Genomic DNA, 21,306 nt, shown 5'->3' with positions numbered 1-21,306 from the left:
CCTGCGGACGTCAGGCGCGGACGCCGGCGACGGCCTGCTGCGGGGCGACGACGCGGGCGTTGACGTCCTCGAGCTCGAGGTAGCTGGCCATGCAGGACGGGCAGGCCTCGAGGTGCACGTGGATGCGCTTCTGCTCGCGCATGCCGACGGTGCGCCGCACGAGCGAGGCGAGTCGGGGGCGCAGCTGACGGCACTCGTCGCTGGCCTCGACACCGTCGGCGGCGACGTGCTGGGCGAGGTACGCCTCGCGGAGCCCGGCCCGGGCGCGGTAGACGAGCGCGGAGACGCCGTTGGCCGTGAGACCGAGCCGGTCGCTGACCTCGTGCGGCTTGAGTCCTTCGACGTCGAGGTACCAGAGCACGGTGCGCCAACGCTCGGGCAGCGACGCGAACGCCGAGCGGACGAGGTCGCGCTCGAAGGTGTCGAGCTGCCCGTGGCCGAACGGCACCGCGGTGTCGATCGTCGCGAGGTCGTCGGTCGGCTGGACGCGCTGCCGCAGCCGCCCGCGCCGAGCGGCCTCGTGCCGCACCGAGGTCAGCACGTACGCGCGGAAGGCCCGGTCGGGACCGAGACCTCGACGGAGCTGGCCGAGCACCTGGGCGAAGGCCTCGGAGACGGTGTCCTCGGCCTCGCTCGGGGCGCCGAGGCGCCGCGCGAGGCGCAGGGCGACGGGCCGGTACCGGCGGAACAGCTCGGCGTAGGCGTCGTCGTCGCCGTCCCGCGCGAGGGACAGCAGGTGCGCGTCGTCCAGCTCTACGCCGGTCGTGCGCGCAGGCATGCGCGATTCATCGATGGACATCTGAACTTTCCCCTGGATCGTTCCCAGCCCTCCACCGTGGTGACGGTCTCCAGCCGGGCTGCCCGCATTCGTGACACAGGCAGTTGCAGCTCGGCCATAGTAACCGGGTGAGACAGCGGGTCAATGGCCCAACTCACAGGCACGGACGCCGCCTCGCGGCGTCATGAACGAGGCCGTCGTCGCTCCCAGTGCATGACGTCCCGCACCCGAGGAGCTCCTGCATGCAGTCCGCACCACCCCAGCCCGCCCAGCTCAGCGAGCTCGCCGGCACCCTGCGCCGTCGCTGGCGCGTGCTCGCGCTGGGTGCCGTGGTGGGCCTCCTGCTCGGCGTGCTCGCCTGGGTGCTCCTCCCCGTCACCTACACGGCCACCACGTCGGTGCGGGTCGCGCCGGTCGACGTCAGCCCCTCCAGCGGGTCGAGCCCGACGCTCGACGTCGCCACCGACGCCCAGCTCGTCACGTCCGGCGACGTGCTGTCGGCCGCTGCCGACGACCTCGACACGTCGGCGGGCGCGCTGAGGAGCGGGGTGTCGGTGACGAACCCGCCCGACACGGCCGTCCTCGACATCGCCTACACGGCGTCGTCGCCGCGCGCCGCAGCGGCCGGGTCGAGCGCGGTGGCCGAGGCGTTCCTCACCGTGCGCGGCGAGGCCGCGGCGAAGACGGTGCAGGAGCTGCAGGAGGCCACCTGGGACCGCATCGACATGCTCGAGGACTCGGCGGACCGCTACCCGGACGACTCCCCCGCCCGCGAGTCGATCCTCACCGAGGCGAAGACGCTGGGCACCCGCGCCGCGGAGCTGGCCACGGTCGACACGTCACCGGGCCGGGTGCTCGGTGCACCGGCCACCCCGTCCGCGCCGTCGTCGCTGGGCGTGCTGCCTCTCGGGGTGGCCGGCCTCGCGCTCGGTCTCCTCGTCGCCGTCCCGGTGGCGCTGACCCGCAGGGACCGGGCGCCCGACCCCGGCATCATCGCCGGCCCGCAGGACCTCGGGTCGGGGCAGGGCTCGGCGGTGCTGGACGGCACGGCCGACGCCAGCCCGCAGGACACCTGGGACGTCGCCGCCCTCATGCTCGACCTCCCGGCGACCGCCCCGGCCGACGGGCCCGTGACCCTGCTCGTCGACGGGTCCGTCGGCACCGAGTCGGGAGCGGGCCTCGCCGAGGCACTGCGACGCCGCGGCCTGCCGGTGCGGCACGTCGACGCGTCGGCCCTGCTCGAGAGCAAGATCGCCCGGGGTTGGCCGACGGACCGCAAGAAGGCGACCTGGGCGGGCGAGCTCGTCGTCATCGACTCCTCCGCGCTGGCCTCCGACGCCCTCGTCGCCACCCTCGGCACCCGTGTCGACCACGTGGTGATGGCGCGGTCGGTCGACGACGACGCGGTCGCGGCACGTCGCGTGCGCAGCCTGCTGGCCGTGCAGGGCGTCGACGTCGCCCTCACGGTCCTGCTCCCGCGTCGCTGAGGAGCGCCGGCGGAGCCGGCAGCGCGGGGTGGCCTCAGACGGCTCGGAGCCGGGCGAGGGCGACGAGGCCGAGCCGCTCGCGCGCCGCGACCCCCACGACGACGTGGACGAGCGCGACCACGGCGGTCGTGGCGACGGCCACCGTCCACGACGTGCCCCACAGCAGCAGCGCGACCGCGCTCGGGACGAGGACGAGGACGACGGGCAGGGCCGCCGCCCACAGGATGGGTCGCCAGGGCGGACGCACGCCCATCAGCACCTGCACCTGGTAGCCCACGACGAGGGTGTCGACGACGATGGTCACCGCCCAGGCGACGGCCGCGCCCTCGATGCCCCACTGCGGGACGAGCAGCGCCAGCAGGACGAGGTCGAGCACGAGCGCCCCGGTCTTGTCGGCGAGCTGCCAGCTGCTGCGCCCGGCCATGAGCAGCACGCTCTGGACGGCGCCGGCGGCGGTGGCCACCGCCATCGCGACCGCCAGGACGCGCAGCGACGTCGCGCCCGCGGTGAAGTCGGGGCCGAAGATCGAGAGCACGGGCTCGGCGAACACCGCCAGCACGGCGTAGAACGGCCAGGCCGCCCACACCATGGCGGCGGTCACGACGCCGTACAGGCGCCCGACGAGCGCGGTGTCGCCGCGCGCCGACGCGCTGCTGATCGCCGGTCCGACCGCGATGCGCGCCGCCTGCTGCACGACCTCGCCCGCACGGGCGCAGCGCGTGACCACGGCGTACACGCCCGCCTCGGCCGGCGACGCGAGGACGCCGACGACCACGACGTCGGCCCACTCGAGGACGACCTCGACGCACGCCGTCGCGCCCCGTGCCGCGCTGAACCCCCAGAAGCCCGGGTAGCCGCGCCGCGGCGTCGGCCTCCGTGGCACGTGCCGCAGGGCGAGCGCGACGGCGACCACGAGCACGAGCGGCACGGGCAGCAACCAGGCCGCGACGACCTCGCTGACCCCCCAGCCGGCCAGCACGGCCACCCCGACCGCGACCACGCGCCCGGCGGGCAGCAGGACGTTCTGCAGCAGCGGGTAGGTCAGCGTGTCGCCGGCACCGCGGGAGACGCCGAGGGCGAGGGCCGTCAGCGAGGCCAGGACGGCGAGCGGGACGGCGGCGACGACCACCGCGGGGGCGAGGCCGTCGGGTGCGGTCGCGAGCGCGAGGGGGACCCCCACCAGCACGACGAGCCCACCGCCCACCAGCACGGGTCCGACGGCGGTGCGTACGACCCAGCCGGTGTCCTCCGGTCGGCCCCGGGCCCGGGTCGCCGCGACGAACCGGACGAGTCCGGTGTCGGCGCCGAGCTCGGCCGTGTTGGCCACGACGACGAACACCGCGACCACCAGGAAGTACACGCCCGACCCCTCGACGCCGAGGTGTCGGCCGACGAGGGCGGCGAGCACGAGGTTCACGACGGCGCCCAGCGCACCGCCGACCAGGTTGGCGACGGCTGCGGCGCCGAGCCCGGACCGCGCACGCACCGGGGCGAGCCCTGTCGCGGACCGGCCGGCGATCGGCTCAGTCATCGGCGTCGAGACCGTAGCGCCGGCGCAGGAGGACGGCTGCGACGAGGGCGATCGCGAGCAGCTGCACGATGTCGAGGCCGTAGACCACGATCGCCAGGCTCGAGACGACGAGCGTGGCGTGCAGGGCCACGTCGACGTCGTCGCGGCAGGTGCGGGTGCGCCACGTCGAGCCCCAGAGGAACAGCAGGAACAGGCCGAGCCCCACGAAGCCGAAGCTGAACATGAGGGTCCACACGTACCCCTGGGTGCCGACCGAGAGCGCCTGCTCGGCCGACGGCCTGGGTGCTCCGTAGCCGAGCAGCGGGGACTGCAGCGTCCGCTGGACGGTCTCGGCGTACAGGGTGAACCGGGCACCGTTGGACTGGCCGTACTCCTGCCGGACCTCGAACTGCGTGAGGAGGCCCTGCCACAGGAGCACCGCGCCGGCGAGCAGCCCGAGCACGGCGAGGGCGAGCACGGGTGCCGCCCGGTCGCGCAGGGCGTACCGGACGAGCACGTAGGCCCCGGCGAGCGCGAGGGCCGCGAACATGCCGCGGTTCGACGTCGCCATGGCCGGCACGACCATGACGCCCGCGCCCACGAGGATCGCGGCGCGCAGCAGCAGCGACCGGGTGGAGAGGAAGCAGGCCAGGGCGACCGGGGTGAGGACGAGGATCGCGACCCCCCAGCTGTTCGCGTACGGGAACGGCGCGGACGGGCGGACGAAGGCCTCGGGGGCGCCCCACGGGTGCTGCACCTCGGCGAACGGCGGGAAGAAGAGGTCGCGGACGTAGGAGTTCTCGGCGATCGACCCGGGCAGCAGCATCCCCACCGGTGTCGTGAGGCGGGTCTCGGGCAGCAGCATGCCGAGCAGCCCGCCGACGATGACGAAGAACCACAGGAACGTCAGTCCGTCGACGATCCTCGCCCGGGTGAGCCGCGTGCGCGCCGCGAGGGCGTAGACGAAGGCGATCGCGACGAAGGCCATGATCGCGAGGCGGAACGCGAAGCCGAGCAGACGCGGGCCGGTGTCGATCATGACCGACGAGGCCAGCATCCAGAGGCAGAGCCCGACGATCGCGCCGACACCGGGGACCCAGATCGCGCACCGGCGGGTCAGCAGGAACCCGAGCATCACGAGCGCCAGGGTGACCGCCCCGGGCACGACGGTGACGCCGAGCAGCCACATGACGGGGAAGCCCCAGAGCATGGTCAGCAGCGGCCAGGCAGGGAGCGGGTCGGGCGGCAGCCGCGGCGCGCGGACGGCGTCGGGCAGGCTGCTCGGTGCGGCGCCGGCCGGTCCGTCGACGGGCGGGGCCGCCGGGCCGGTCACAGCGTCCGCAGCGCCCGGAGGCGCCGCTGCAACGTCATGACCATCAGCAGCAGGTTGGCCGCGGCCAGGAGGCCGTAGCCGAGCAGGAAGAGGGGGGTGACCGGCCACAGCAGGAACACCAGGTTCTGCACGCCGACGTCGGCGGGGAGCTGCACCACCGACGACCAGCGCCCGGCCGCCGCTGCACGGGCGCCCCGGTCGGGCACGAGCTGCTCGGCCAGGATCTGCGCGAAGAACCGCACCGACGCGACGAACGCGTAGCCGAGCGGCAGCAGGGCCCACGCGGGGTCGAGGTCGGTGTGCCGCAGGAGCGCCACGGCCACCACGAGGTGGACGGCGAGGGTGCGGGCCGCGTCCACGGTGTGGTCGAGCCACTCCCCCGCCCGCGACCCGCCGCCACGCAGCCGGGCCAGCTGGCCGTCGGCAGCGTCGAAGGCGAACGCGGCCTGCAGCAGCACCACCACGAGCACGGCCGACAGGAGCGTGGGCGCAGCTGCCACCAGCACCACGAGGGCAGCGGCCACGAGGCCCGCGCTCACGGCGGTGACCTGGTCGGGCGTGGCACCGACGCGGTGCGCGAGGGCCGCGACCCCGCGGCCGAGCCTGCGGTTGACCACCCGCATGTAGAAGGGCACGCCGGCACCGTCCTTCTGGGCCGCGGCGAGGCGGTCCCAGGAGGTGCGGACGTCGAGGGCGGTCACGGCGCGGACCTCAGCGCGACGCCACGACGGACGCGTCGAGGCTCGCGTTCGGCGTGGACCGGTAGTTGGAGTGGACCTCGACGGTGACGATGTTGGTCCCGTCGCGCAGCACCGAGAGCGGCAGGTCGACGCGTACGGGCGAGGCCGTCGCCGCCGTGGTGCTGGGCGCGGAGGTCGCGTAGGTGGTCGACGTCAGCGCGCCGCTGGGGAGGTTGACCCGCGCCACCTCCACGCCGTTCACGCGCACCAGCACGCCGTCGTCGGCGCGGGTGGTGAGCACGTAACGGGTGAACGCGTCGACGTCGGCGAGGTCGAAGCCGGTCCGGTAGTAGGCCGTGACCGCCCGCCGGGTGCCCGCGGGGACGTCGACGTCGGTCGCGATCGAGCTGCCGCCCCAGCCGAGCGGCGCGGGTCCGCGACGCCAGCCGGAGCTGTCGTAGCCGTCGCTCGTCCACGCCGGGTCGACGGCGTTCGCGTCGTCGAACCAGTAGGCCCACGTGGAGCCGGCGGGCAGCACGGTGCTGCTCGCCGTCGGACGCACCACCGTCGTCGAGGCGGACCAGTTGCCCTGTCCGTCGCTCGCGCGCACGAAGAACCGGTCGTCGACGTCGGAGCCGGGCACCTGGACGGAGGTCGACGACGTCACGGCGACCACCCGGTCGTCGCGCAGGACCTCATAGCGCACCCCGGTCGTGGAGGACGGCGACCACGAGACCGTCGCCGTCGAGCCCTCCAGCGAGACCGCCGGGCTCGACGGAGCGACAGGCGCCGTCGACGGTCGCTGCGCGAATCGGGCGAAACCGCCGGAGAACTGGTTGGAGCCGTTCTCGCGGACGCTCGTCTGGATCGACCCGCCGGCCCACAGGGTGCCGTCGCTGGCCACCTCGACGGCCCAGACGCCGTAGCCGCCGCGCGACTTCCACTGCGGGGCGAACGTGCTCACGAAGGCGCCCGACGCGGCGTCCCACGCCCCGAGCAGCGAGATCTTGCCCGCCTGGCGCCAGGGGACGGGGTTCTGCCCCACGCCCCAGGTGTCCCAGCTCGATGTGCCCTCGAACACCCAGTCGCCGCAGTGGCACCCGCCGTAGACCACCCGGCCGTTGCTGCCGATCGCCTGCAGGTCGCCGCCGGACTTCGTGATGTTCGTGTCCTGCAGCGCCAGGGTGGAGCGGTCGTAGGAGAACATGCTGTGCTGCGAGCCGCCCAGCCACACCTTCGAGCCCACCTGCTCCACGGCCTGCTGGTACGTGGCTCCGGACGTGCTGAACGTCGGGTTCCACGCCGGGTCGGTGACGGGCGCCCCGGCTGCGGTGCTGATCGCGACCCCGTTCCTGACCGCCGTGGAGCCCGAGGCGGTCATGTACCCGGCGAGGTAGACGCGGCTGCCGTCGTCGTCGACGTCGAGCGACGCGACCGCGCCGTTGAGGTTGGGGTTCCACTGCCCGTCGCCGTTGCCGGTCGACAGGGCGATGCGTCCGGCGTTGCGCGCGAACCACGACGAGGTGCCCTTGACGAGGTGCGTGAAGCTGCCGCCGACGTAGAGCCGCCCGTCGGAGACGTCGAGGCTGCGCACGCTGACCTTGCCCGAGCTGCCACGGTTCTCGACGACGGTGCTCCAGGACGAGGAGAGCGCGCCGGCGGTGTCGAGCACGGCGAGGCCGGTGCGCTGCTGGCCGTTGACGGTGGTGAAGTCGCCGCCGACGGCGAGCCGGCCGTCCGGGAGCGCCTTCAGCGCGCGCACCTGGTTGTCGAAGGTCGGCCGGAACGAGGAGATCCATGCGCCGGTCGAGACGTCGAAGGCGGCGAGGTAGGACTGCGCCGCGCTCTGGGACCCGTCCTGGTTGCGCACGGTGGTGAAGTTGCCGCCCACGTACATGACGTTGCCGACCTGGGCGAAGGCCTGCACCTCGGTGGCCAGCTCGCCGGTGCCGGCGGCGCCGGTCCCGGTGACGCCCCACGGCTGGGCCAGGGAGCCGCTGCGGGCCACCGGCAGCGCCGTGACGGCCGCCGTCCCGCCGTCGGGCACCGCCGCGAACGACAGGTCGGCCTGGCGCAGCCGCGGCCGCAGGTAGACCTGCGTGAACGGCGTCGCGTCGCCCGTGCCCTTGGAGTACAGGTAGCTCGACGCGTCGGTGGTGCCCTGGACCGCAGAGTTGTAGTTGAAGCCGCGGACCCAGCCGTTGCCGCTGTACTCGTTCGTCCAGACCCGGCGGAAGTTCTGGCGGCCGCCGTCGTTCGTGCCGAAGTCGCGCGTGGTCTGGCCCGAGAACGGGACCCCGTCGAACGAGGAGCCGGTCAGCGGGTGGCCGGCACCGAACGCCCACGACCACGCGGGGAGCGAGCGCAGGGAGAAGCGGACCTCTTGCCACGCGGTGCCCTGCGCGTCCTTGGCCCGTCGCAGACGGACGCCGTCGGGCAGCGCGTCGACGGCTCCACCTCCCAGGAGGGCGTCGATGGTGGCCGACGAGAGCCGGCGCGGCCGGAAGGCGGCCTGGCCGGTGACCGGCGAGGCGACCTGCGCGGTCGTGCCCTGCGCGTCACCGTCCCAGCTCCACCCGTCACGACCACGACCCACCAGCACCCAGCCGCCACCGTCCGTCGTCATGTCGCAGTAGAACTGCGTCGGCGTCCGCAGCTGCGGCGTCAACAACCAGTAGAGCCCGTCAGGAGACGACGGAGCCACCTGCTTGACCTCCCAGCACGACGCCGCCGCCGACGCCGCGCTCGACCCGTCCGGCGCCACCGACGCCGCACTCGCCGCCGACGGCACCCACGCCAGGCTCGCGACGGTGGTGGCGGAGACGACCAGGGCCGTCAGGGAGGTCTTGAGGTGCACGACAGTCCTCGTGGGATCGAAGGGGGACGAGAGGGCGTGGGCCGCAGGCTCACGGGGAGGGAGAGTGCGCGGGGCCTGCCTCATGACGCGGCACGGCCGACCGGTCGCGGTGGGTCGCCTCACACGCCGTGCCGGGCAGGTCGGGTCAGGACAGGACGGGTCAGGACCGGACGGCGCGCACCACACGGGTGGAGGCCGACCAGTTGCCCTGGCCGTCGCTCGCGCGCACGAAGAACCGGTCGTCGGGGCCCGAGTCGGGCACGCGCACCGAGGTCGTCCAGGAGACGGCCACGACCCGGTCGCCGCGCAGGACCTCGTACCGGACGCCGTCGCCCGCCGAGCCCGACCACGAGACCGTGGCCGTCGAGCCCTGCAGGGACACCGCCGGCGCCGTGGGGGCTGCCGGGGCCCGGGAGGGCCGGGCCGCGAACCGCGCGAAGCCGCCGGAGAACTGGTTGGAGCCGCCCTCGCGGATGCTCGTCTGGATCGACCCGCCGGCCCACAGGGTGCCGTCCTTGGCCACCTCGACGGCCCAGACGCCGTAGCCGCCGCGCGACTTCCACTGTGGTGCGAACGTGCTCACGAACGCACCCGACGCGGCGTCCCACGCCCCGAGCAGGGAGATCTTGCCGGCTTGACGCCAGGGCACCGGGTTCTGCCCGGTGGACCACGAGTCCCAGCTCGACGTGCCCTCGAACACCCAGTCGCCGCAGTGGCACCCGCCGTAGACCACCCGGCCGTTGCTGCCGATCGCCTGCAGGTCGCCACCGGCCTTGGTGATGCTGGGGCTGCGCAGCGCGAGCGTGCGGACGTCGTAGGCGAACATGCTGTGCTGCGAGCCGCCGAGCCACACGAGCGACCCGACCTGCTGGACCGCCTGCTGGTAGGTCGCGGAGCCCTTGGTGCTGAACGTCGGGCTCCACGCCGGTGAGACGAGGCGCGCCGCCGAGGTCGTGACCGCCACCGCGTTGCGCACGGTCGCGCCGCCCTTGCGCGTCATGTAGCCGGCCAGGTAGACGCGCTGACCGTCGGTGGACACGTCGAGGTCGGCCACGGTGCCGTTCAGGTGCGGCCGCCACTGGCTGTCGCCACGCCCGCTCGGCAGCACGACCCGTGCGGCGTACGGAAGCGCCGCGGCACCCGTGCCCCGCACGACGTGCGAGAAGCGTCCGCCCAGGTAGAGCCGGCCGCCGGCGACGTCGAGCGAGCGCACCGAGGCCCGACGGTCGCCGCCACGTCGCTCGACCCCGGTGGTCCACGTGCGGTCGAGGGTCCGCTTCGCGGTGAGGACGGCCAGGCCGGTGCGACGCTGACCGTCGACGCGCGTGAAGTCGCCGCCGACCGCGAGCCGGCCGTCGGGCAGCGCCTTCAACGCGCGCACCTGACCGTTCAGCGTCGGCCTGAACGAGGAGATCCACTCCCCCGTCGAGGCCCGGAACGCGGCGAGGTAGGCCTGCGCGACCTTGCGCGACCCGTCCTGGTTGCGCACGGTCGTGAAGTTGCCGCCCACGTACATGACGTCGCCGACCTGGGCGAAGGCCTGCACCTCCGTGGCCAGCTCTCCCGTACCGCCCGCACCCGTGCCCGTCACGCCCCACGCCTGCGGCAGCGACCTGCTGCGGGCCACGGGCAGCGCCGTGACGGCCGCCGTCCCGCTGTCGGGCACCGCCGCGAACGACAGGTCGGCCTGGCGCAGCCGTGGCCGCACGAAGACCTGCGTGAACGGCGTCGCGTAGCCCGAGCGGGTCGCGTAGAGCGCGCTGCTCGACGAGGTCGAGCCCGTCACCGCGCTCCCGTAGCCGAAACCGCGCACCCAGCCGTTGTCGGCGGACTCGAAGGTCCACACGCGGCGCAGCCGCTCGGCCGCGGCCGTCGACGTCGTGCCGGCGTCGCGGGTGGTCTGGCCCGAGAACGGGACCCCGTCGAACGAGGAGCCGGTCAGCGGGTGGCCCGCACCGAACGCCCACGACCACGACCCCATCGACCGCAGCCGCCACCGCACTTCCTGCCACGCCGTGCCGCCGGCGTCCTTCGCGCGCCGCAGCCGCACCCCGTCCGTGAGCTGGTCGACCCGGCCACCGCCCAGCAGCGCGTCGATGGTCGCCGAGGACAGCTTGCGCGGCGAGAACGCGGCCTGGCCGGTGACCGGCGAGGCGACCTGCGCGGTCGTCCCCTGCGCGTCACCGTCCCAGCTCCACCCGTCACGACCACGACCCACCAGCACCCAGCCGCCACCGTCGGTCGTCATGTCGCAGTAGAACTGCTTCGGCGTCCGCAGCTGCGGCGTCAACAACCAGTAGAGCCCGTCAGGAGACGACGGAGCCACCTGCTTGACCTCCCAGCACGACGCCGCCGCCGACCCAGCACTCGAGCCGTCCGGCACCACCGACGCCGCACTCGCCGCCGACGGCGCAGCCACCAGGCTGGCGACGACGAGGGTGCAGGTGAGCAGGGCTGAGCACGTGCGGGGGCGACGCATGGGGGTCCTCTCCGGCGGCACGGTCGTCGGGGGGATGGGGGGACCGCGCTCCACGGGGGAGGAACCTCGAGCGCGTCGATCATGACGCGGGTGCGGACGTTCGTGCGTCGCGCTCAGTCGACGGGCGCGAGCGCGGCGGTCTCCTCCTCCGTGAACACCCGTGACCGGATGATGAAGCGGTGCCCCGTGGGGCCCTCCAGCGAGAAGCCGGCGCCGCGCCCCGGGACGACGTCGATGGTGATGTGCGTGTGCGACCAGTACCGGAACTGCTCGCGCGAGATCCACACCGGCACGAGACCGTCGGGGTCGACGTCGCTCGCGCCGATGTCGAGGTCGCCGAGGTGCACGTCGGACGGTCCCGTCAGGAAGAATACCTGGGCGTAGCACATCGGCGCCGACCCGTCGCAGCACCCGCCGGACTGGTGGAACATGAGCGGCTTCGCCTGCTCGGCGCGGAGGGTGCGCAGCAGTGCGGCAGCGTCGGGGCTGACGTCGACGCGGGTGGTCGCGGTCGGGCGCTCGGTCATGGTGGTCACCTCTCGGGCGGGGCGGGCGGGGCGGGGGGCGGGCGCCGAGGCGGGAACGCCGGGAGCCCGACCCCTCGTGGAGGGGCCGGGCCGCGACGTCACCGTGGGCTCAGAAGAAGCCCTGGGCGTTCTGCGAGTACGAGACGAGCAGGTTCTTCGTCTGCTGGTAGTGGTCGAGCATCATCGAGTGGTTCTCGCGGCCGATGCCGGACGACTTGTACCCGCCGAACGCGGCGTGGGCCGGGTACGCGTGGTAGCAGTTGGTCCAGACGCGGCCCGCCTGGATGTCACGGCCCGCACGGTAGGCCGTGTTCGTGTCGCGCGACCACACGCCGGCACCGAGCCCGTAGAGCGTGTCGTTGGCGATGCTCATGGCGTCGTCGTAGTCCTCGAACCCGGTGACCGAGACCACCGGACCGAAGATCTCCTCCTGGAAGATCCGCATCTTGTTGTGGCCCTGGAAGATCGTCGGCGCCACGTAGTAGCCGCCCGAGAGGTCGCCGCCGAGGTCGACCCGCTCGCCGCCGGTGATCACGCGCGCACCCTCCTGCACGCCGATGTCGATGTAGGACAGGATCTTCTCGAGCTGGTCGTTGCTGGCCTGGGCACCGATCATCGTCTCGGTGTCGAGCGGGTTGCCCTGCTTGACCAGCTTGGTGCGCTCGGTCGCGGCGGGCAGGAACTGCTCGAGGATGGAGTTCTGGATGAGCGCGCGGCTCGGGCACGTGCACACCTCGCCCTGGTTGAGCGCGAACATCGTGAAGCCCTCGAGGGCCTTGTCGTAGAAGGCGTCGTCGGTGCGGGCGACGTCCTCGAAGAAGATGTTGGGGCTCTTGCCGCCGAGCTCGAGCGTGACGGGGATGAGGTTCTGGCTGGCCATCTGCATGATGAGCCGGCCCGTGGTCGTCTCGCCGGTGAACGCGATCTTGCGGATGCGGCTGCTGGACGCCAGCGGCGCGCCGGCCTCGGCACCGAAGCCGTTGACGACGTTCACGACGCCCGGGGGCAGGAGGTCGGCGACGAGCTCCATCAGCAGCATGATCGACGCCGGGGTCTGCTCGGCGGGCTTCAGCACGACGGCGTTGCCGGCGGCCAGCGCCGGGGCGAGCTTCCACACGGCCATGAGCAGCGGGAAGTTCCACGGGATGATCTGGCCGACGACGCCCAGCGGCTCGTGGAAGTGGTAGGCGACGGTGTCGTCGTCGATCTGCGACAGGTGCCCCTCCTGCGCACGGATCGCGCCGGCGAAGTAGCGGAAGTGGTCGACGGCGAGGGGCAGGTCGGCCGCCAGGGTCTCGCGGACCGGCTTGCCGTTGTCCCAGGTCTCGCCGACGGCGAGCATCTCGAGGTTCTGCTCGATCCGGTCGGCGATCTTGTTGAGGATGTTGGCGCGCTCGGCGACCGACGTCTTGCCCCACGCGGGGGCGGCGGCGTGCGCGGCGTCGAGCGCCTTCTCGATGTCCTCGGCGTTGCCGCGCGCGATCTCGGTGAAGACCTTCCCGTTCACGGGCGAGACGTTCTCGAAGTACTGGCCGCTGGACGGGGCGACGTACTCGCCGCCGATCCAGTGGTCGTAGCGGGGCTTGTAGGAGACGACGGAACCGTCGGTCCCGGGCTGGGCGAACACGCTCATGGAAATGACTCCTCGCGGGGTGGGATCTGGTGCGAGTGACGCTAGTCACAGCTTCGTTGCAACGACGTTGTCCCGACGTTGCAGCCGTTGCAACGTCGTCGGCACCGCTGGTCGCGCAGTCCGAGCGAGCGTGCGAGGTCCCTGCGCATCGAGACCACCCGGCAACAGCCCAGCGCGGCCCGACCCCCAGCGACCGCCCAGAGTGGTCTCGCTCCGTCGCGGCTACGCCCCCCTGCGACGGCTCCAGCACCTCCCCTCGCTGGCGCTCGTGGAGGCACTCGACCAGCGAAACCCATCGCTGGTCGAGTAGTCCGAGCGAGCTTGCGAGGCTCGGACGTATCGAGACCACTCGGCAACGGCTCAGCGCGGCCCGACCCCCAGCGACCACCCAGAGTGGTCTCGATACACCTCCCCTCGCTCGCGCTCGTGGAGGCACTCGACCAGCAAAACGTCCCGCTGGTCGAGTAGCGGCACGCGCGACGAAGGAGCGTCGTGCCGCGTATCGAGACCACCCGGCAACAGCCCAGCGCGAGCCGACCCCCAGCGACCGCCCAGAGTGGTCTCGATACACCTCCCCTCGCTGGCGCTCGTGAAGGCACTCGAACAGCGAAACGTCCCGCACCTTCGGCTGCTCGAACAGCGGAAGGCCGCGGGTTCAGCCGAAGGCGCGGTCGAGCTTCTCGACGTGGGCCGCGACCTGGGCGTGGCGGGGGGAGGAGACGGGGAGGATCTCGAGCGCCCGCGACCAGACGCCGAGGTCCTCGCGACCGTGCGGCGTGTCCGCGAACGACAGCAGCGCGTCGGCGTCGTCACAGGCCAGGAGGGCGGAGAGGAGCTCGAGGTGCAGGTCGTCGCGCAGCTCCTCGACGGCGGGCGCGGACGACGACGGCAGCACGGGGCCACGGTAGGCGGCGACGGCGCTGCGCAGACGTCCGTCCCGCAGCAGGTCGCGGACCTCGTCGACGTCGGTGCGCACCGCGCTGCGCAGGCGGTACGGCCGCGACGCGAGCTCGAGCGGCCCGAGCACCCCGCGCAGCCTCGACAGCTCCGCGCGGATCGTCACGGGAGCCTGGTCGTCGTCGCTGAGCGCCACGCCCAGCTCCGCGGCCGTCATGCCGTCAGGGGCCCGCGACAGCAGCAGGAGGAGCTCGCTGTGCCGGCGGCTCAGCCGTGACGTGAGCGGACCGACCTGCAGCGTCGCGCCGTGCACGCCGAGGACGTCGAGGCGCGGTGCCGACCACCCGCTCGTCACGTGCAGCGGGGCTGTCGCCGGCTGCAGGCGGGCGATGCGCAGCTCGGCCTCGACCGCGGCCGCGGTCGCCCGCACGAACCCGAGTCCCTGCGCCGTCGCGACCTCGGGTCCGCCGGTCACGTCGAGGACGCCGAGCACGGCGCCGGTGTCGGGGTCGTGGATGGGCGCCGCCGAGCAGCTCCACGGCGTCACCTGGCGGCCGAGGTGCTCGGGGCCGAAGATCTGCACGGGTCGGTCGATCGCCAGGGCCGTGCCGGGGGCGTTCGTCCCGGCGCTCGTCTCGCTCCAGTCGGCACCCGGCACGAAGTGCATCGACTCGGCCCGCGAGCGCAGCGACGCCGCGCCCTCCACCCACAGCAGCTGGCCGGCGGCGTCGCTGACGGCGACGAGCAGGCCCGCCTCCCCCGCCGACTCGACCAGGAGCCGTCGGATGACCGGGAGGCCCGCGGCGAGGGGGTGGTGCTCGCGGATCTCGCGCAGGGCGTCGTCGTCGAGCGTGATGCGCGGCAGGTCGGTCTCGGGGTCGAGACCGTCGGCGAGGCTGCGCTCCCACGACTCCCGCACGACGTCGCGCAGCGGTGCGTCGGTGGCGCCGGAGGCCAGGAACTCCTCGTGGGCCCGCCGCAGCCGCCGCGAGAGGGCGTCGGGGTCCGAGCCCGGCGGCATCGCGAGGTCACGTCCGTGGTGCCTCGCGCGCGGCTCGGAGGTGCGTGCCATGCCGCGAGTGTACGTGACGCGGCTCACGCCCAGAAGGGTCGACGACGTGCGCCGGCCGACCAGGCCCTCAGGCGTCGCGGCGCTGGAAGGCCGCGGTGGCCAGGACGAGGAGCACGACGACGAACACGGCCATCGTGATGCCTCCCCCGACCGCGCCGAACGGCTTGTAGCCGAACACCTGGAACGCGTCGTTCAGCGAGACGCGCGTGTACATCTGCCCGCCTGCGTCGTACGGGAGGAACTTGAGGATGTCGACGATGCCGCCGCGGCTCGTCGGGTCGCCCGACGACGCCTTGATGGCCAGCACGACTGCCTTGACCAGGCCCTCGACGAGCGACGGGACGAGCAGGAGCAGCGCGACGGCGGCGGTCTGGTTGCGGGTGAGGGTCGCGAACGCCAGGCCGGAGAGCGAGAACAGCGTGGTGTAGAGGACGGTGCCGACGGTGATGTCGCGCAGCCCACCGACGCTCGGCAGCCCGACGCCGAAGGACACGGCGCTGAGCAACGCGATGCCGACGCAGACCAGGGCGGCCACGAGCGAGAGGACGGCCGTCGTGAGCACCTTGGCGAGCATGACGTGCAGACGGCTGGGCAGGGCGGTCAGCGTCGCGCGGATCATGCCGTGGCGGTACTCGTGACCCATGGAGAAGACGCCGAGCAGGCCGATCACGTAGGCGATGAACAGCGGCGCCACGCCGAGGGTGGCGCCGACGGTCACGAGGATCGCGAAGGTCTGGTCTCCCCCGGACAGCGGCCCCGTCTCGGGCAGGTTCCAGGCGATGAGCACGGTCAGCAGGAGCTGGAACCCGAAGGCGACGCCGAGGATCCAGTAGGTGGACCGGATGGTGCGCAGTCGGGTGATCTCGTAGCGGAGCGCGTCGGTCATCGGGCACCGCCCGTCTCCCCGGCCGGGCGGTCGGCGGTGATCGCCCCGCGGTACTCCTCGTCGAGGCCGGTGGCGTTGAGGAACGCCTCCTCGAGGGTGGCGCGTCGGACCGACAGCTCGTGCACCCGGGCGCCGTGCTCGTGCGCGAGGTCGCCCACGCGCGCGGCGTCGAGGCCCGTGACGCGCTGCAGACCGTCCGCGTCGGGGGTGAGGGTCCCGCCCGCGGCGACGATGGCCGGCGCGAGGACGCCGAGGTCGGGCGTGCGCAGCAGCACCTCGGCGGTGCCGCCGTGCTCGACGAAGTCCTTCACGGGGCCGCTCGTGAGGAGCCGCCCGCGGCCCACGACGACGACCTCGTCGGCGAGCTGCGCCATCTCCTGGAGCAGGTGGCTCGAGACGAACACCGAGCGGCCCTCCCCCGCGAGGTGGCGGAGCAGCTGACGCAGCCAGGTGATGCCCTGCGGGTCGAGCCCGTTGCTGGGCTCGTCGAGGATCAGCGTGTGCGGGTCGCCGAGGAGGGCGGCCGCGATGCCCAGCCGCTGGCCCATGCCGAGGCTGAACTTGCGCGGGCGGCCCTTCGCCTGGGCGGAGAGACCGACGAGCTCCAGCACCTCGTCGACGCGGCGCCGCTCGATGCGGTTGGCCACGGCGAGCATCTGCAGGTGGTGACGTGCCTGGCGCGTCGGGTGGAAGGGCTTGGCCTCCAGCAGCGCCCCGACGTGGCGCATCGGCTGCTCGAGCTCGGCGAACGTGCGTCCGTCGAACGTCGTACGACCCTCGCCGCGGTCGAGACCCAGCATGAGCCGCATGGTGGTGGACTTGCCCGACCCGTTGGGCCCGAGGAAGCCCGTGACGCTCCCCGGGTGCACCGTGAAGCTCAGGTCGTCGACCGCTCGCCGGGTGCCGTAGCTCTTGCCGAGCCCTCGTGCCTCGATGACTGCCACGGGCTCAGCCTGCCAGACGGCGGGGCGCGACGGCAGCGTTGCGCGCGCGTCGGGTCAGGCGACGATGCGGGTGACGGGCAGGCTGGAGTCGACGGGCAGGTCGAGCGACGACGGGGCCACGCCCCGCGCGACGACCTCGGCGCCCAGCGCCGCGACCATGGCGCCGTTGTCGGTGCAGAGGCCGGGTCGGGGGATGCGCACCTCGATGCCCGCCGCCTCGGCCCGGACGAGCACCATCTCGCGCAGTCGTCCGTTGGCGGCCACGCCGCCGCCCACGACGAGCGTGTCGACGTCGTGGTCGCGGCAGGCCTGGACGGTCTTGCGGGTGAGCACGTCGACGACGGCGTCCTGGAAGGAGGCGGCGACGTCGGCGACGTCGACGTGGCGTCCCATGCGCTGCTCGTGCTGCACGTGCCGCGAGACCGCGCTCTTGAGGCCCGAGAAGGAGAAGTCGTAGCGGTAGCGCTCCGCGTCCTTCGCCGCGGTGAGGCCGCGTGGGAACGCGATGGCGGTGCCGTCGCCCTCGCGCGCCACCCGGTCGATGTGCGGACCACCCGGGTAGGGCAGGCCGAGCAGGCGGGCGACCTTGTCGAACGCCTCGCCGGCGGCGTCGTCGATCGTGGTGCCGAGCATCGTGATGTCGGAGGCGATGTCGTCGACGAGGAGGATCTCGGTGTGGCCGCCGCTGACCAGCAGGGCGGCGACGCGACGGTCGAAGCGGCCGTGCTCCAGCTGGTCGACCGCCACGTGGGCGGCCAGGTGGTTGAGGCCGTAGAGCGGCTTGTCGTGCGCGACCGCGAGCGCCTTGGCCGCGGCGACGCCGACCAGGAGGGCACCGCTGAGACCCGGTCCGCAGGTGACGGCGATCGCGTCGACGTCGCGCACGTCGAGGCCGGCCTGCGCGTACGCCTGCTCGAGCGTGGGCACCATGGCCTCGAGGTGGGCCCGGCTGGCCACCTCGGGCACGACACCCCCGAAGCGCACGTGCTCCTCGACGCTGGACGCCACGGCGTGCGCGAGGAGCTCGGTGCCGCGGACGATGCCGACGCCCGTCTCGTCGCAGGACGACTCGATGCCGAGGACGAGGGGTTCGCTCACCGGCCCAGTGTCCCAGACCGGTCGACGCCGACGGCCCGCGGCTCAGGCCTGCGGGTCGGTCCCACGCTCGGCTGCACGGGCCGCGCGACGGGCCGCCTTCGCGGCCTTCTCCTCGGCGTCGAGGCGGGCGGCCTCCTCGGGCGTCGGCGCGAGACCGCCGTACCGCGCGGGTGCCCACCACTGCCCCTCCGGCGGCGTCGGGTACTCGCGGATGGCCTTGTCGAGCAGCGCCGTCATGGCCTCGCGCAGCTGCTGGGTCTCGGCGACCGGGTCCTCGCCCGTCACGGGGATCGGCTCGCCCACGTGCAGCGCGATCGTCTTGCCGCGACCCCAGATGTCGGAGTCGTGGTCCTTCGTCTTGAGCAGCTGCGTGCCCCACGTGACCATGGGGATCAGGGGCACGCCCGCCTCGGCGGCCATCCGGACGGCGCCGGTCTTGAGCTCCTTGATCTCCATGGAGCGGCTGATGGTGGCCTCGGGGAAGATGCCGACGATCTCGCCGGAGCGCGCGTACTCGACGGCCTTGTCGTAGGACGCCTGGCCTGCGTCGCGGTCGACCTCGATGTGGTGGAACGAGCGCATCAGCGGCCCACTGATCGCGTGGTCGAAGGCCTCCTTCTTCGCCATGAAGCGCACGAGCCGCCCCGACGGCTGCGCGGCGAGGCCGTCGAAGACGAAGTCGACGTAGCCGATGTGGTTGGCGGCGAGGATGGCCCCGCCCTCGCGGGGGATGTGCTCCGTCCCCGACGTCTGGAACTTCATGCCGAGCACCTTGAACAGGGTCTTGGCGGTGACGATCACCGTCGGGTACGTGTAGTCGCGCATCGGTCCAGGGTAGTGCACAGGTGTGCACCCAGGGGGTCCGTGGACGGGGCCGTCGCTCAGAGGTCGGGCGTGCCGGCGCTGATGTCGTCGGGGTCGTCCTCGACGACGTGCACGGCGGCCTCCTCGGCGCTGGCGGCAGCGCCGTCGATGCCCACCTCGTCGCCCACGAGGGCCTTCTCGGTGTCCTCGGCCAGACCCTCGTCGGGCGCGACGAGACGGCCGGACCGGTCGTCGCCGATCTCGGGGTCGCCCAGCTCGTTGCCGTTGCCCTCGGGGTCGACGTCGGCGTACGGGTCGACGTCGGGCTCCTCCTGCGCGACGCGCTGGTCGAGCGTCTCGCCCTCCAGGGCCTCGTCCGCGGTGGTGCCGAAGCCCTCGCCGGGGCTCCACTTCTCGGCCGGCGAGTAGCCCTCGTCGAGCACGTCGTCGACGCCGCGGTCGACGAGCGTGTCGTCGGGCTGCAGCTGGTCGAGCACCTCCGAGTCGTCGCGGTTCTCCTGGGTGTCGTCAAACTCGAGGGGTCCGTCAGTCATGCGTCCAGCCTTCCACGGCGTCGACGCGACGCAACCGCTGCGACGACCGCGACGAGCACGACCGCCGCGACGGCGACGGCGACGGCCTGGCCGCGGTCGGTGCCGCTGCGCAGCGCCGCGAGGAAGACACCCGCCCCGACGGTGCTCCACACCGTCGCCCAGAGGGCGGCGCCGGGCACGAGGCCGACGAGGTAGCGGGGCAGGGACATCCGCGCCAGGCCCGCACCGGCGTTGACGACCGTCTGCGCCCCGACGGTGAGGAAGCTCGCCGTGACGACCGGCGGCCCCCACCGCTCGACGCGGTCGACGGCGGCCTGGAGGCGCGGGCCGGGTGGTCGGCGACGCACGACGCCGGCGGCCACCAGACGACCGATCCCGTAGGTGGCGCCCGCGCGCAGCAGCACGATGACGAAGAGCGTCAGCCAGGCCCACGCCCATGGCCAGGAGCGGATCTGCTCGGTCATGCCCGCTCCCCCGTCAGCCCGACCTGCAGCACGAGGGCGTCGCGGCCGCCGGCGTAGTAGCCGCGGCGTCGGGACAGCTGCTCGAACCCGTGCGCCGCGTAGAGCGCGAGGGCGGCGGCGTTGTCGGCTGCCACCTCCAGCAGCATGCGGTCGGCACCGCGCTCGCGGGCGGCGTCGCGGCCGGCCTCGACGAGCTGCGACGCGAGGCCACGTCGGCGGTGCGTCGGCGCGACGGCCACCCGGTGCAGGTCGGCGACGTCGGCCACCACGCCGACGTCGACGTACCCGACCACGGTGGCGTCGCTCTCGACCACGAGCACCGTGCGACCGGGGTGGGCGATCTCTGCACGCAGGGTCGGCTCGGACCAGGCGTCGACCGCGAAGGCCTGCCCCTCCAGCGCGAGCAGGACGGGCAGGTCGGTCTCCAGCGCCGGCCGGATCACCGCACCGGGGCGGCGGGCTGCGCGTCGGGACGGCGCAGGTAGAGCGGCTCGAGCCCCAGCACCTCGACGTGGCCCCGCACCACGCCCTCGGCGAGCGCGGCGGCGGACGGGTCGAGCGGCCCGTCGGCGGCGTCGAGCACGTCGGCGTAGAGGGTGGCGCCGCGTCCGACGACGGGCAGGTCGGGGTGGAGCCGCGCGAGCTCGGCAGGCTTGTCGACGTGCGGTCCGTCGACCCGGCGCGCGACGCCGTCGGCGTCGGGCACGTAGCGCGCCCAGTAGACCTCCTTGCGCCGTGCGTCGATGGCGACGAGGTGCTCGCGGCCGAGGCCGGCGTCGAGGGCGAGGGCGTCGAGCGAGCAGACGCCGTGGCTCGTGAGGCCCAGGGTCGCGGCGAGGGTGCGGGCGGTGACGATCCCGACCCGCAGCCCGGTGAAGGGTCCGGGACCCACTCCGACGGCGACGTCGGTGAGGTCGGCGGCGCTGCGCCCGGCGTCGGCGAGGGCGTCGCGCACCGCCGGCGCAAGCAGCTCGCCGTGCGCCATCGTCCCCTCGCCCTGCGCCGTCCCGACGACCTGGTCACCGTCGTGCACGGCGACGCTCACCGCGGGTCCGGACGTGTCGATCGCGAGCAGCAGCACACGAGTGAGCCTACCCTCACCTCACGACGCGTCACGGGGGTCGGTGCGAGGACTCGCCGCTGCGTGGGTCTCGTTCGACTCGTCCTGCGGCTGCGTGGGCCTTGGTCGACTCGTCCTGCGGCTGCGTGCGCGCACGTTCTCGTCGACGCGGCGCTGCGCTGCCTCGCCCTTCGCTGGGGGTGGTCTCCGAAAGGGCCTCGACCGGGCGGCTGGGCGGCGCGC

18 protein-coding genes are annotated in these 21,306 nt (G+C 73.5%); 1 reads left to right on the top strand and 17 read right to left on the bottom strand.

Annotated features, from left to right (window positions below):
• Window positions 1–10: 10 nt before the first annotated feature.
• Window positions 11–778 carry an RNA polymerase sigma factor gene (locus NH339_RS03840; protein WP_253022707.1) on the bottom strand — a complete coding sequence of 256 codons (768 nt, stop codon included), beginning with the start codon at window positions 776–778 and terminating at the stop codon, window positions 11–13.
• Window positions 779–1,020: 242 nt separating this feature from the next.
• Between NH339_RS03840 and NH339_RS03835 the strand changes: the two genes are divergently transcribed.
• The gene (locus NH339_RS03835) at window positions 1,021–2,265 is read left to right on the top strand and encodes a Wzz/FepE/Etk N-terminal domain-containing protein (protein ID WP_253022705.1); all 1,245 of its coding nucleotides are present in this window, start codon (window positions 1,021–1,023) and stop codon (window positions 2,263–2,265) included.
• Between the two features lie 34 nt (window positions 2,266–2,299).
• Here the strand turns inward: NH339_RS03835 and NH339_RS03830 are convergent, their stop codons facing one another.
• The 16 genes from NH339_RS03830 to tsaB all read right to left on the bottom strand — a co-directional run bounded on the left by NH339_RS03830 (window position 2,300) and on the right by tsaB (window position 21,084).
• Window positions 2,300–3,796 (bottom strand): lipopolysaccharide biosynthesis protein, encoded by a 1,497-nt coding sequence (locus NH339_RS03830; protein WP_253022702.1) that lies wholly within the window; start codon window positions 3,794–3,796, stop codon window positions 2,300–2,302.
• The gene (locus tag NH339_RS03825; RefSeq protein ID WP_253022700.1) at window positions 3,789–5,108 is read right to left on the bottom strand and encodes an O-antigen ligase family protein; all 1,320 of its coding nucleotides are present in this window, start codon (window positions 5,106–5,108) and stop codon (window positions 3,789–3,791) included. Before NH339_RS03825 ends, NH339_RS03830 begins: the two co-directional genes overlap by 8 nt.
• Window positions 5,105–5,809, bottom strand: a complete 705-nt coding sequence (locus NH339_RS03820) for a CDP-alcohol phosphatidyltransferase family protein (RefSeq protein ID WP_253022698.1) — start codon at window positions 5,807–5,809, stop codon at window positions 5,105–5,107. The genes NH339_RS03825 and NH339_RS03820 overlap by 4 nt, the downstream gene beginning before the upstream one ends.
• A gap of 10 nt (window positions 5,810–5,819) precedes the next feature.
• A complete protein-coding gene (locus NH339_RS03815; RefSeq protein WP_253022696.1) occupies window positions 5,820–8,645 on the bottom strand; it encodes a fibrinogen-like YCDxxxxGGGW domain-containing protein in 2,826 nt (941 codons plus the stop codon).
• 160 nt (window positions 8,646–8,805) lie between these two features.
• Window positions 8,806–11,124, bottom strand: coding sequence for a fibrinogen-like YCDxxxxGGGW domain-containing protein (locus NH339_RS03810; protein WP_253022694.1), 2,319 nt, complete (start codon window positions 11,122–11,124; stop codon window positions 8,806–8,808).
• Window positions 11,125–11,237: 113 nt separating this feature from the next.
• Window positions 11,238–11,651, bottom strand: a complete 414-nt coding sequence (locus NH339_RS03805; protein WP_253022684.1) for a DUF779 domain-containing protein — start codon at window positions 11,649–11,651, stop codon at window positions 11,238–11,240.
• Between the two features lie 109 nt (window positions 11,652–11,760).
• On the bottom strand, window positions 11,761–13,284 hold the full coding sequence (adh, locus tag NH339_RS03800; protein ID WP_253022682.1) for an aldehyde dehydrogenase: 1,524 nt from the start codon (window positions 13,282–13,284) through the stop codon (window positions 11,761–11,763).
• Between the two features lie 655 nt (window positions 13,285–13,939).
• A complete protein-coding gene (locus tag NH339_RS03795; protein WP_253022680.1) occupies window positions 13,940–15,253 on the bottom strand; it encodes a GAF domain-containing protein in 1,314 nt (437 codons plus the stop codon).
• 67 nt (window positions 15,254–15,320) lie between these two features.
• Window positions 15,321–16,139: an ABC transporter permease gene (locus NH339_RS03790; RefSeq protein ID WP_253022677.1), complete on the bottom strand. Its 819-nt coding sequence runs from the start codon at window positions 16,137–16,139 to the stop codon at window positions 15,321–15,323.
• Window positions 16,136–17,083, bottom strand: a complete 948-nt coding sequence (locus NH339_RS03785) for an ATP-binding cassette domain-containing protein (RefSeq protein WP_253022675.1) — start codon at window positions 17,081–17,083, stop codon at window positions 16,136–16,138. The genes NH339_RS03790 and NH339_RS03785 overlap by 4 nt, the downstream gene beginning before the upstream one ends.
• Window positions 17,084–17,137: 54 nt before the next feature.
• Window positions 17,138–18,181, bottom strand: coding sequence for a tRNA (adenosine(37)-N6)-threonylcarbamoyltransferase complex transferase subunit TsaD (tsaD, locus tag NH339_RS03780; protein WP_253022673.1), 1,044 nt, complete (start codon window positions 18,179–18,181; stop codon window positions 17,138–17,140).
• Window positions 18,182–18,223: 42 nt separating this feature from the next.
• Complete coding sequence (locus NH339_RS03775; RefSeq protein WP_253022662.1) at window positions 18,224–19,006, bottom strand: 1-acyl-sn-glycerol-3-phosphate acyltransferase; 783 nt, start codon at window positions 19,004–19,006, stop codon at window positions 18,224–18,226.
• A gap of 56 nt (window positions 19,007–19,062) precedes the next feature.
• Window positions 19,063–19,539 carry a DUF5709 domain-containing protein gene (locus NH339_RS03770; protein WP_253022660.1) on the bottom strand — a complete coding sequence of 159 codons (477 nt, stop codon included), beginning with the start codon at window positions 19,537–19,539 and terminating at the stop codon, window positions 19,063–19,065.
• Entirely contained in the window at window positions 19,536–20,003 is a 468-nt protein-coding gene (locus NH339_RS03765; protein WP_253022658.1) for a DedA family protein, read from the bottom strand. Before NH339_RS03765 ends, NH339_RS03770 begins: the two co-directional genes overlap by 4 nt.
• Window positions 20,000–20,446, bottom strand: coding sequence for a ribosomal protein S18-alanine N-acetyltransferase (gene rimI / locus NH339_RS03760; protein ID WP_253022656.1), 447 nt, complete (start codon window positions 20,444–20,446; stop codon window positions 20,000–20,002). The genes NH339_RS03765 and rimI overlap by 4 nt, the downstream gene beginning before the upstream one ends.
• Complete coding sequence (gene tsaB / locus NH339_RS03755) at window positions 20,443–21,084, bottom strand: tRNA (adenosine(37)-N6)-threonylcarbamoyltransferase complex dimerization subunit type 1 TsaB (protein WP_253022654.1); 642 nt, start codon at window positions 21,082–21,084, stop codon at window positions 20,443–20,445. Before tsaB ends, rimI begins: the two co-directional genes overlap by 4 nt.
• Window positions 21,085–21,306 lie beyond the last annotated feature (222 nt).

The sequence above is a fragment of the Aeromicrobium sp. CnD17-E genome (assembly GCF_024124745.1).
In the GTDB taxonomy this organism is placed as follows: Bacteria; Actinomycetota; Actinomycetes; order Propionibacteriales; family Nocardioidaceae; genus Aeromicrobium.
This window is presented reverse-complemented; position numbering and strand designations above follow the sequence as displayed.

Bases quoted from the DNA above. Each gene is read 5' to 3' on its own strand.
- NH339_RS03805 (WP_253022684.1), bottom strand. From the start codon at position 11,651: ATGACCGAGCGCCCGACCGCGACCACCCGCGTCGACGTCAGCCCCGAC.
- NH339_RS03795 (WP_253022680.1), bottom strand. From the start codon at position 15,253: ATGGCACGCACCTCCGAGCCGCGCGCGAGGCACCACGGACGTGACCTC.
- NH339_RS03835 (WP_253022705.1), top strand. From the start codon at position 1,021: ATGCAGTCCGCACCACCCCAGCCCGCCCAGCTCAGCGAGCTCGCCGGC.
- adh (WP_253022682.1), bottom strand. From the start codon at position 13,284: ATGAGCGTGTTCGCCCAGCCCGGGACCGACGGTTCCGTCGTCTCCTAC.
- NH339_RS03840 (WP_253022707.1), bottom strand. From the start codon at position 778: ATGCCTGCGCGCACGACCGGCGTAGAGCTGGACGACGCGCACCTGCTG.
- NH339_RS03765 (WP_253022658.1), bottom strand. From the start codon at position 20,003: ATGACCGAGCAGATCCGCTCCTGGCCATGGGCGTGGGCCTGGCTGACG.
- NH339_RS03790 (WP_253022677.1), bottom strand. From the start codon at position 16,139: ATGACCGACGCGCTCCGCTACGAGATCACCCGACTGCGCACCATCCGG.
- NH339_RS03830 (WP_253022702.1), bottom strand. From the start codon at position 3,796: ATGACTGAGCCGATCGCCGGCCGGTCCGCGACAGGGCTCGCCCCGGTG.
- NH339_RS03770 (WP_253022660.1), bottom strand. From the start codon at position 19,539: ATGACTGACGGACCCCTCGAGTTTGACGACACCCAGGAGAACCGCGAC.
- NH339_RS03775 (WP_253022662.1), bottom strand. From the start codon at position 19,006: ATGCGCGACTACACGTACCCGACGGTGATCGTCACCGCCAAGACCCTG.
- NH339_RS03810 (WP_253022694.1), bottom strand. From the start codon at position 11,124: ATGCGTCGCCCCCGCACGTGCTCAGCCCTGCTCACCTGCACCCTCGTC.